The sequence below is a fragment of the Kitasatospora sp. MAA19 genome (genome assembly GCF_029894125.1).
GTDB lineage: Bacteria > Actinomycetota > Actinomycetes > Streptomycetales > Streptomycetaceae > Kitasatospora.
Genome location: NZ_JARXYZ010000046.1, coordinates 45452 through 56245 on the forward strand (window position 1 = coordinate 45452; position 10794 = coordinate 56245).

At 70.9% G+C, this 10794-nt stretch carries 13 protein-coding genes; all 13 read left to right on the top strand.

What is annotated here, in order from left to right; genetic code table 11:
• Window positions 1-93 precede the first annotated feature (93 nt).
• A complete protein-coding gene (locus tag P3T27_RS37465; protein WP_280685804.1) occupies window positions 94-564 on the top strand; it encodes a Pycsar system effector family protein in 471 nt (156 codons plus the stop codon).
• 782 nt (window positions 565-1346) lie between these two features.
• The gene (locus tag P3T27_RS37470) at window positions 1347-1679 is read left to right on the top strand and encodes a hypothetical protein (protein WP_280685805.1); all 333 of its coding nucleotides are present in this window, start codon (window positions 1347-1349) and stop codon (window positions 1677-1679) included.
• 73 nt (window positions 1680-1752) lie between these two features.
• Entirely contained in the window at window positions 1753-2064 is a 312-nt protein-coding gene (locus P3T27_RS37475) for a hypothetical protein (protein WP_280685806.1), read from the top strand.
• 64 nt (window positions 2065-2128) lie between these two features.
• Window positions 2129-2329 (top strand): hypothetical protein, encoded by a 201-nt coding sequence (locus tag P3T27_RS37480; RefSeq protein ID WP_280685807.1) that lies wholly within the window; start codon window positions 2129-2131, stop codon window positions 2327-2329.
• Between the two features lie 816 nt (window positions 2330-3145).
• The gene (locus P3T27_RS37485) at window positions 3146-3544 is read left to right on the top strand and encodes a DUF6573 family protein (RefSeq protein WP_280685808.1); all 399 of its coding nucleotides are present in this window, start codon (window positions 3146-3148) and stop codon (window positions 3542-3544) included.
• A gap of 212 nt (window positions 3545-3756) precedes the next feature.
• Window positions 3757-5469, top strand: coding sequence for a ParB/RepB/Spo0J family partition protein (locus tag P3T27_RS37490; protein WP_280685809.1), 1713 nt, complete (start codon window positions 3757-3759; stop codon window positions 5467-5469).
• Between the two features lie 357 nt (window positions 5470-5826).
• Window positions 5827-6138 carry a hypothetical protein gene (locus tag P3T27_RS37495; protein WP_280685810.1) on the top strand — a complete coding sequence of 104 codons (312 nt, stop codon included), beginning with the start codon at window positions 5827-5829 and terminating at the stop codon, window positions 6136-6138.
• Window positions 6139-6606: 468 nt separating this feature from the next.
• Window positions 6607-6924, top strand: a complete 318-nt coding sequence (locus P3T27_RS37500) for a hypothetical protein (RefSeq protein WP_280685811.1) — start codon at window positions 6607-6609, stop codon at window positions 6922-6924.
• A 125-nt stretch (window positions 6925-7049) separates the two neighbouring features.
• Window positions 7050-7775, top strand: coding sequence for a hypothetical protein (locus P3T27_RS37505; protein ID WP_280685812.1), 726 nt, complete (start codon window positions 7050-7052; stop codon window positions 7773-7775).
• A gap of 785 nt (window positions 7776-8560) precedes the next feature.
• Window positions 8561-9016: a hypothetical protein gene (locus P3T27_RS37510; RefSeq protein WP_280685813.1), complete on the top strand. Its 456-nt coding sequence runs from the start codon at window positions 8561-8563 to the stop codon at window positions 9014-9016.
• Window positions 9017-9108: 92 nt separating this feature from the next.
• Window positions 9109-9528, top strand: coding sequence for a hypothetical protein (locus P3T27_RS37515; RefSeq protein ID WP_280685814.1), 420 nt, complete (start codon window positions 9109-9111; stop codon window positions 9526-9528).
• A 74-nt stretch (window positions 9529-9602) separates the two neighbouring features.
• Window positions 9603-10010, top strand: a complete 408-nt coding sequence (locus tag P3T27_RS37520) for a hypothetical protein (RefSeq protein WP_280685815.1) — start codon at window positions 9603-9605, stop codon at window positions 10008-10010.
• 381 nt (window positions 10011-10391) lie between these two features.
• Window positions 10392-10757, top strand: a complete 366-nt coding sequence (locus P3T27_RS37525) for a hypothetical protein (protein ID WP_280685816.1) — start codon at window positions 10392-10394, stop codon at window positions 10755-10757.
• The last annotated feature ends 37 nt before the right edge of the window (window positions 10758-10794 follow it).

Genomic DNA, 10794 nt, shown 5'->3' on the forward strand with positions numbered 1-10794 from the left:
GCGCACCCGGTCTTCAGGGTGACGCAGGCAGCAGAACCACCCAGGCCGGACAGGAAAGTCCTGTCCGGCCGCACCACAGCCCAGGAGGAGACCGTGCAGCATCAGGAGCCGGTGGTCAGGCCCACCAACACCCAGTACGAACGAGCACACGCCACGGTGGCCAACGAGCTGGCCCGCGCCGAGGCGAAGGCCCAAGCCCTGACGGCCGCGCTCGGCCTGCCACTTGCCGTCCTGGTCGCCCTGGCCCCAAGCCGACACCTCCCGCCGGTGGCAACCGCGCTGGTCGCGCTCGGAGCAGCCGGCCTCGTCGCTGCCATGGTGATGGTGCTGCTCGTCGTCCGCCCCCGCCTGGACGGCCAGGTGCGCGGCTCCTGGCTCCACTGGGCCAACTGCACCGCCGACGACCTCGCGGCCGACCTCACCACCGAGCAGCTGTCCAGCCAGGTGGTGATCCTGTCCCAGCTGGCCCGAAGCAAGTACAAGGGCCTGCGACGAGCCATCGACACCACCATCGTCGCGCTGCTCGTACTCGCAGCCGCCGTCGTGGCCGTCGTCCTCACCTGATCGTCTGCTGCTTCTGCCCCTGGTGGTGGTCACCCAAATTTGGGTGACCGCTGCTGGGGGTTTTGGTGTTTGTGCGTCGGTTTGTGGTGGTGGGTGGGGTGGTGCGGGGGTTGGTGGGTGGTGGGTGGGGTGGGCGCCGGCTCGTTGGTGGTTGGTTGTGGTGGTGCGCGGGTGGGGGTGGGGGGGGGGGCCGCGGGGGTGGTGGTGCGGCGTGTGCTCTCCGGCATCGGCCTTCGGCCGATCCGGCAGTGGGCGCGCTTGGTCGTGTTCGCGCGCTGTGCGGGTCTGGTGGTCGGGTGCGGGACGCGTGCCCGCGCTGTGCCGGTCTTGGGAGGCTTCGCCGCGCGCGTGGGCTCCGTGGGGGGCTCCTCCGGACCCCCGCCCCCCACGGCTCCGTTGGGTGGCTGGTCGCCGTCGTGGTACGGGCTGGCGGCGGGCGCCGTCGTCGGCTTGCCGACGTGCGGGGGTGGTCGTGGTGGTGCGGTGTGGTGGTTCGGGTGGTGAGGGTTGGTCAGCGGGGTGCCGGCCTGTGGGGGCCGGGGCCGGAGGGCTGGCTGGGAGGGGGGTCCGGTGGGTGGGGACGGCCTCGGGAATGATCTTGTCATTCGGGTGAAAAGTGCTGGTCAGGGCCCTTTCAGGTCTTGCTTTCCTGGCTAATTCTGGTATTGTTGTCTTTGTCGGAAGGGGAGGGCGAGAGCCCCCCGGACGACAAGCCCCGGAGATGCGGTCGGCAACCGCCCCGGAGGCCCGGAACACACCAACCAACCCGAAAGGCAACCACCATGCTCCGCACCTTCATCGAGACCTTCAAGGCCATCCGAGCCCGGAAGCGCGCGGCGGCCGCGACCGGCGGGCTCAAGCCCTACACCGTCGTCCTGGACTGGATGCCCGAGGCCTACCAGGACTACGCGGTCGAGGTGGTCCACGTCCGCGCCGCCACCCCGCTGGCCGCCGTCTGGGCCGCCTACCTCCAGGCCGCCCGCGCCTACGCCAGCCAGGTCGCCGAGTTCCAGGGACTGGACGGCGAAGAGCTGATCCTGGCCGCCACCCAGGTGTTCCGCCGCGTGTGCACCTTCCCCGGGGTCCAGCACGCCACCAACTCCATGGACTTCTGACCACCCCACCCGGGGGCGGCGCTGGCCGCGCCGCCCCCGGCCACCCGAAGCACACCACCGAAGGAGCAAGAACATGATCCGCAGGCTCATCAACCTCCTCACCGCCGCCCGCCGCGAGAAGACCGCCGAACAGGAACGCAGGTTTTACACGGTCGTCCTGGACTGGGGCGACACGCACAGTCTGCTCGGGCCCGAGATTGTCCACGTGGACGCCGCCGACCGGTTCGACGCTCGGGAAGTCGCCTTCCTCGCCGTCGGCGAGGCCTACGCAGATCACATCAGCGAGTTCGGAGGACTGGCCGGTCAGGAGCTGGCCCTGGCCGCCGACCAGTTGCTGTACCACGTGGCGACCTTCCCCGGTGCCCTCCACACCGCCGACTTCTGACCCATCCTCGGGCGCGCTGGCCGCGCCGCCCCGGCCCACCCGAAACACCCCCACAGGAGAGACGATGCAGAACGACTCCAGCCAGGCGATCCGCCCGGCCGCGACTCAGTCCGCCGACCGACAGGCAGTCCTAGCAGCCCTGCTCGAGCGGGCGGTCGAGATCAACGATCTCGCGAGCGACCCCGATCACATGAACGACCACAACTGCACCTGCGACCTCGACGCCCTGGACCTGGTCCGCGAGATCGCCGCATTCTGCAGCTGACCCCAGACCCGGCCGCGCCCGACCAGGCGCGGCCGGGTCTGCGTTCGCGGGGGGCGCAGCGCGGCGCCCCCCGCGAACGGGAGCCGTCGCCGGAACCGCTGCGGCCGGGTGCGCCGACCGGTCGGGTGGCGGCGGCGGTGCGCCGGCCGTTGGGTGGCTGAGCAGGACGAACGACGGCCGCGTGCCTCCGGGTGGCCGCAGCGCGCGGGTCAGTGAGACCGGCGCTTCGCGCCGGTGCCGGGACCGGCCCCGGCAGGCCGCCAGCGCCCGGCGGCGCTGGACCCGCCTACCCCTGCGGGGGGCGCCTCCCCCCGCACCCCCCACCAGCCCTGCGCGGGCTGGACATGCGCTACCGCCTGCCCTGAACGCGCTCGCAAGCTCCCGCGTTCACCACTCGGGCCTCGCGGCCCTCCCTGGGCAGTTGGTCCCAGCGCAGGTGGCTGGTCGTCGTCGTGGCGGGTGCTGGGGCGCAGCAGCGTCGCCGATCTGACGGTTCGCGGGGGTGGCCGTGGTGGTGCTCGGTGTCGCGGTCGGGTGGTGAGGGTTGGTCAGCGGGGTGCCGGCCTTCGGGGGTTGGGGTCACGGCGGGCTGACTGGGAGGGGGGTTCCGGGGGTGGGACGGCCCTGGAAATGATCTTGGCATTCGGGTGAAAAGTGCTGGTCAGGAGCCCTTCAGGTCTTGCATTCAGGGCTAACTCTGGTATTGTTGTCTTTGTCGGAAGGGGGCAAGGCCCCCCGGACGACAAGCCCCGGACGGGCGGTCGGCAACCGTCCCGGAGGCCCGGAACACACCAACCAACCCGAAAGGCAACCACCATGACCACCACCTACACTCGCGCCCAGGCCATCGCCGACGGCTACCTGATCGAGGCCGACCCGCAGCTGGTCGCGACTCTCGGGGGCTTTCCCGCGCCAGTCGCCTACACCGATGCCGTGTTCCGGGAGTGCATCGCGTGGCGGGACGCCCCCGGCACCGAGGCCCTGCGGCAGGACGAGGTGCAGCGCGAGTGGGACCTCCTGCTGATGACGAGCCGGGCGATCGGCGCCGCCTGCAGCTCCGCCCGCCCGCGCGGCAACCGGCTGACCGTGGAGCTGTTCCGCATCCCCTGTGACGGCTCCAGTGTCAAGGCTCAGCGCGTCATCCTGGTGGCGACGATCGGCCCCGGCGACTGCGGCGAGCCGGTGATCACGATCGCCCGCCCCAGCGAGGGCTGAGGCGGCGCGGCCGGGCGGTCGACGAGTCGACCGCCCGGCCGCGAGGAACCAAGCAGCGCGAAAACGGCAGCTCAAGGACCGTCTGACACTTCCAAAAACGGTCTTTTGCTGGTAATGTTGTCTTTGTCGGAGGGGGTTGCTTCCGACATCCGGGGGCGGCGCTGGCCGCGCCGCCCCCGACCGAAACGCACCGCTCACCACGAACGAGAGGCATGAACGTGACCGACACCGTCACCGAGTACCAGTCGGCGGCCCTTGCGGACGGCGAGGCCGAGGAGATCCAGCGCACGGCCTACGAGGAGCTGCGAGCCGAGGTGCTCGACAGCGACCACCACCCGGAGGAAGAGCAGGACCCCGACGCCGGCGCCGGGGCGGGCCGCTTCGTCTGGGCCGACCCGTTCGTCCTCGTGGTGGACCCGTTCAACCACCGCAAGAAGCGATCCGACGGAGAGGACGAGGACGACACCACCGAGCCCAACCTCGAACTGATCGCCAGCGTCGAAGAGTTCGGCGTCCAGACGCCCCTCCTGCTCCGCCCGCAGCCCGACGGCACGCTCGGCATCATCTTCGGCCAGCGCCGCAACAAGGCCGCGCAACTGGCCGCCCCGGCCCGCAAGGCCGCCGGGCAGCCCTGGAAGGTCCCCGCCATCGTGCGGGACGATCTGGCCGACGCCGACGACGACGCCCTGGTGCTGAGCGTGGTCGAGAACCGGCACCGCGAGGACGCCAGCACGCTCGACTACATCGAGGCCGCCCAGCAGCTCGCGCTGATGAAGGGGGGCACGAGGACGAAGCGCAAGCGCCAGGCCCGAGCGATGGGCCTGACGGAGCAGGAGCTGGACGCCGCCGCCCAGGCATCCCAGCTCGACGACGCCACCCTGAAGCGGGGCGTGGACCGCGACTTCGACCTCCTCGAACTGGCCGACCTGGAGACCGTCAAGGAGCACCCCGACGCGATCTCCGAGCTCTCGACCGCGAGGTACTGGGACCAGCGGTCCGGGGGCGCCGATCGCGGACGCTGGAACCACACGCTGCAGAAGCTCCGCGACGAGCTGACCGAACGCGCCAAGCTCGCCCAGCTCCGGGAGCAGCTTCGCGAAGCCGGGCTGACCGTGCTCGACTGGCGCTCGGACTGGACGCAGGTCGCGGCCCGTCCGGTAGCCGGCCTGCTCGGCTCCCTGGGCAAGCCCCTCGACGCCGAGCGGCACGCCCAGGACTGCCCCGGGCGCGCGGTGGCGATCGACCCCTCCGGCGAGCCGGTGCCGCTGTGCGCGGACTGGAAAGCCAACCGGCACCAGATGCCCGAGGCGCCGAAGCCGGTCGCGGACAACTCCGAGCTCAGGCAGGTGAAGGCCTACAACGCCGCGTGGAGGTCCGCCCGCACGGTGCGGCACGACTTCATCAAGCAGATCTGCGCCCGTAAGGGCGAGGCATCCTCCGAAATCTGGACGCAGATCCTCTCCATCATCAGCAGCGGGTGCGCCGCCAACACCGACATGATGGCGCAGTTCCTCAGCGCCGAGCCGAAGTCGGGCAGGGATCCCCGCTACGGACGCCAGGACCCCTTCGGCGACCTGATCGCCCGTACCGGCAAGCAGCGCCGATGGACCATCCTTTTCGCCCAGGTCGCCGCCCACTGCGAGCGGCAGTACATGCACGACGGAGCCTGGCGCAACACCATCGACCGCGCAGTCGTCCAGTGGATCGAATTCCTGGCCAAGCACTGCGGCTACACCCTCAGCGAGATCGAGGAGGAGACGCTGGAGACGGCCCGACAGCAGGCCGCCGAGGTCGCGGCCAAGGAAGCGGCCCGAGCGGCGGCCCAGGCGAAGGACGACGAGGCGGAGCTGGAGCTGGACGGCGACCTCACCGACGACGAGGCGGAGCTGGACGGCGACCTCACCGACGAGGGGTCCAGCGAGTAAGACGGCCCGGGCGGGGCGGCGCGATCAACGCCGTCCCGCACCCCGCAGGCGAGCGGGCCGAGCGCGCAAAAAACCGGTGGCCACCCGCCATAAGGCGGACCCCCCGCACAAGTGCGGCAGGCTGGCGCGGCCACCGGTCCCGAAACACACCGACCTCCCCAGGAAGGAGATGCCAGTCTGTACCACCGAGCATAGCGGGTCCGACACCAGGGGAATTACGCCGGTCGTGACCGCTCACTCTCGACAAGATGGTCTAAAGCTGGTAATTTTCTTCATGTCGGGCTAGGTTCTACCCCGGCAGGGCGCCGGTTGGCACCGGTGCCCGGAACTCCGAAACACACCCACCAGGGAGACGACATGTCCACCACCCCCGCCATCGAGCTCGACCACCCCGCCCTGCAGGCTCTGTGCGAGAAGATCGCCGCTGAGGCTGCCGCCGAGGACCGCAGCCCGTCCGAGGAGTTGGACGGCACCAGCGACAGCTTCCTGACCGCTCGCTACTACGGGTACCTGGTCGCTGGCCAGCAGAACCTGACCGGCGCGGCGCTGCACCGCTGTGCCTTCCTTGAGACGGTGGCGCTGGAGTCCATCGGAGGGGATTGGAGCAAGCTCGTTCCCGGTCAGGCGCGAGCCATCCGTATCGCCGTCGCGAAGGCCCTGGCTGAGTAGGTCCGCAAGGTGCGGGGGCGGGCTCAGTACGCCGGGCCAGCCCCCGCTGCCCGGCGCGCCAGGCCGGGTCGGGCGGCATCGAGCCGCCCGACCCGGGGCTGACGCTCCCTCGGCCGGCCCTCCCCACCTACCGCACCATCCGAAGGGGCACGAGCTCAGGGCCGGCACCCTGGCCGCTTGCGGCCAGGAGCTGTGACTGGGCTGGCCGGAGGTCGGCGACCGCCGACTCGAGGTGCAGGTCTCTTGCCTCATCCCGGATCGCCCCGGCCGGGCCTGGACCGCATTGCACGGCCTCGCCCAGCTCGCCACCGCAGCCACCGACCGCCCCCGAGGCCGAGTCGTCTGCACGGTCTGCGACGCATAGCTCCCCTAAGCACCTATGGCAGCCAACAACACCCCGAGGCGCGGCGGCACCGCGACCCGGACGACCCCGGAACACACCGAACACCACCTCACCCAGGAGGAGCCATGCTCACGATCGGCCACGCGGCCGCCGCTTCCGCCCTTGCTGCCGCGAGGCAGCAGGACACCCCGCTGAAGCTCAACGACCTGGAGATCGAACTCTTCGTGCTCGCCACCACCTCCGCGCCCGCCCGCCCCAACGCCATCAAGGCCGCCGAGGCGATCAGGACCGCCCGCGAGCAGATGATGACGGACGCTGACCAGGCGTACGACCGGGCCACGCTGGACGCCGGCTTCGGCTTGGCCGCCGCCGCCCTGGCAGAAGCCGCCCCTGAGGCACAACGCCTGGACGGCTACGAGGGCTGCGACGGCCGCCCGTTCTGATCAACACCCGTGCAGGCCCCGGAGCCGACCCGGCCCCGGGGCCTGCACCCGTTCCGCCACGACTCCACTCCGCCCGAGCGAGACCACCGGAGCCCGCCATCCCCGAAACGAGCAGACACTGGCCAATGCGCCCCATCTACCTGCCCGACGAACACCTGCCCAGCAGCGCCGCGGGCTGGACCTGCCGCACCTGCCAGACCCCCTGGCCCTGCGATACCGCTCAGCCCTACATCCAGAGCGGCACCTGCCAGTGCGGCGCCCCCACGTACCACGACCTCAAACTGCCCCGCCGCTGGCACATCGGCCCCATCTGCTACACACACACCGACCAGCTCGCCGCCCTCGCCGAGGAACTGCACGCCTACCACCAGGCCAACCCCAACTACCCGCCGAGCCACTACTACCCGCCCAAACCACGACGGCGTACCAGCCCACGACCCCACCACCCCAGCCACATTCCCACCGGCCCCGGCGACATCCGCCCCGGTGCCTCCCTCTGGGTGCGCCCCGGCGGGCTCCACCCGGGGTGGGGAGACATCCACCGTCTCGCCGTGCTCACCACGCCGGCCCTGCCGACGAGCGGCATCTGGCTCCACGGCGACAGCACGCTCCACCAGGTCCGCTCCGAAATGCTCCTGATCGACGGCACGACGAGGGCCGCCGCCAGCGCCATCGGGCGTAGCGAAGCGTCGCTCTACACCACCAGCCGCCCCCACCGGCTTTTGCCTGACTGGGAGTGGCTGGGGTGGACGGTCGCCGACCACCTCCGCTACCGCCAGCAGAACGCCCCCGTCTACGCCCAGGCCCCCAGCCCCGTCCAGGACCCACTCTTCGCACCGGAACCGGAGTAGGCCCAGGCACTGGTTCCTGCCCCTGGTAGCGGTCACCCAAATTTGGGTGACCGCTGCTGGGGGTTTTGGTGTTTGTGCGTCGGTTTGTGGTGGTGGGTGGGGTGGTGCGGGGGTTGGTGGGTGGTGGGTGGGGTGGGCGCCGGCTCGTTGGTGGTTGGTTGTGGTGGTGCGCGGGTTGGGGTGGGGGGGGGGGCCGCGGGGGTGGTGGTGCGGCGTGTGCTCTCCGGCATCGGCCTTCGGCCGATCCGGCAGTGGGCGCGCTTGGTCGTGTTCGCGCGCTGTGCGGGTCTGGTGGTCGGGTGCGGGACGCGTGCCCGCGCTGTGCCGGTCTTGGGAGGCTTCGCCGCGCGCGTGGGCTCCGTGGGGGGCTCCTCCGGACCCCCGCCCCCCACGGCTCCGTTGGGTGGCTGGTCGCCGTCGTGGTACGGGCTGGCGGCGGGCGCCGTCGTCGGCTTGCCGACGTGCGGGGGTGGTCGTGGTGGTGCGGTGTGGTGGTTCGGGTGGTGAGGGTTGGTCAGCGGGGTGCCGGCCTGTGGGGGCCGGGGCCGGAGGGCTGGCTGGGAGGGGGGTCCGGTGGGTGGGGACGGCCTCGGGAATGATCTTGTCATTCGGGTGAAAAGTGCTGGTCAGGGCCCTTTCAGGTCTTGCTTTCCTGGCTAATTCTGGTATTGTTGTCTTTGTCGGAAGGGGAGGGCGGGAGCCCCCCGGACGACAAGCCCCGGAGATGCGGTCGGCAACCGCCCCGGAGGCCCGGAACACACCAACCAACCCGAAAGGCAACCATCATGACCACCTTCACCAAGGCCCGTCGTCGTCGCTCCGTCAAGAAGGCGGCGGCCCCGGTGTTCAAGCCCAGCGCGGTCCGCGTCACCACCTACCCCGAGGCCGGGTGCCGCGCCCGCAGCTACGAGCTGACCATCCAGGTGATGGAGCGCTGCGAGGAGGTCGGCCCGGACGGTGTGCGCCTCGGCCTCTACGCACAGGCCACCATCACCGAGCTTCAGGGCCAGCGGCCCACGATCCTGCACCTGTCCCGGCTGGTGAAGGAGCAGGGCTGGACCGTGGACGCCAAGACCGGCCCGGACGGCCGCATCCACACCCGCCGTCTGTTTGGCACCCGGCACGCCCTGGTCAAGCCCATGATCGAGGAGTTCGCCGAGGCCCTGACGTTCGCCGCCATTCGGAACGGACTGGCCGCCCCGACGGAGTTCGGAACCCGCCTCACCCTCCCCAAGGCGTAAGACCCCAGAGCGACACCCGGGGGCGGTGCTGGCCGCGCCGCCCCCGGCCTCACCCGAAACACACCACCGAACCACGCCGGAAAGGCCCAGCGATGAACGAGACGACCGACCAGCTTACCCCCGAACAGCGGGCCGAGGCGAAGAAGATCGGGGTGGCGGCCTACCGGGCGGTGCGCGCCGAGATGCTGGAAGCGGCCCGGCAGTACGAGGAGGCCGAGCCGGACGTCGACCCCGCGCTGATCATCCGGGCCATGGAGGCCAACCACCTGGTCGGCAGCACGCGCGCGGCATGGCGTGACGCCCTACAGCTCCGCCAAAAGGCGCTCTACGACCTGTGGTCGGTGCTCAAGGACACCGCCGCCGTCGCCCGCCTGTTGCCCCGCGACGTCGACGCCGACATGGTCGCCGTGGCCGTCGCCAAGCTCGCTCCGCCGACCGACTTCACCCCGCTCCCGCTCTGGGTCCTGCCGGGCGAGGAGGAGCCCGTGCACGAGGTCCGCGCCACGGACTGACCAAGCACCACCCTGGGGCGGCGCTGGCCGCGCCGCCCCAGGTCCCGAAACGCACCCCACCAGGAGGAGGACCCATGAACCCCACCCTCGGATTCGCCTACGCGACCAGCACCGCAGCGAAGGTCTCTGTGACGACCGACGTCCCGCTCACCGCCCACGAGATCGCGCGCGACTTCGCCTGGCACCTGGGCAACCTCTTCGACGCCCCGCCGGTCCGCATCGCCCACGAGCACCGCCTCACCGGCGACCCGATCACCACCGCCATCGTGGAGATCGAGCTGACTGACGGAAGCATCCTTACGGCGAGGTACACCGTCGACCACGACTGCGACACCCCCGCCGAGGCCATCAGCCTGTACCTGGAGAACAAGGTCGTGCTGTTCCGCTGGCACCTCGGCGCCACCGTCGGCTGGATCCTCGCTCAGGCCGTCCACCGGCGTCACCAGCGCCAGCTCAAGCGCGCGACCCGTACGCGCCGCTGACCGCCCGTCCGGGCGCCCCGCCGGGCCGATCCGGCGCGGCGCCCGGACCGGCTGCGGCCCGTACGCGCCGCCGGGCACGGCGGCAGCCGGCGCCCCGCGCCTGCCTCGGGCGTGGGCGTAGTTGACCGCCGGAAGCCCGCGAACCAGCAGGAGGCGCGCCGGTTGTCCCGCCCGGCGCCGCTTGCCAGATGATGCCTGGTCGTAGGCCCTCCAGGGCTTGCTTTTCGGGCTAAATCTTGTATTGTTTTCCTTGTTGAAAGGGGTGGTGATACCCGGACAACAAGCCCCGCGTCTGACCGCAACCAACCCGCCGGGGCGGCGCTGGCCGCGCCGCCCCGGATCCCGGAACACACCACACCGACCAACTCCCCTGGAGGACACATGACCACCGTCACCGCGATCGCCGCTGCCCCCGATGAGAACCCCGGCCCCATGACCGTGGGCGAACTTCGCGCCATCCTTCGGAAGCTGCCTGCCGACCGGCGGGTCGTGCTCTCTGGCGACGCCGAGGGCAACTGCTTCTCCCCCGCCTGGGGCATCGGCGACGCGATGTACGACGACCTGTACGGCTGGTGCGGCGAGGCGTACCCGCTTCCGGAGGAGCTGGACAACGACCCGGAGCTCAAGCTCCTGACCGGGAAGATCCCGGACAGCGCTGTCCGCGTGTTCGTCCTCTACCCGATGGGCACTGAATTCATCGGGTCATATGAGAGCCACTGCTTCGGCGTGAACGGGAGCCAGGCGTAGGCCGTTCGTGGCGGTGATGTACTCGACCGTGGCAGGT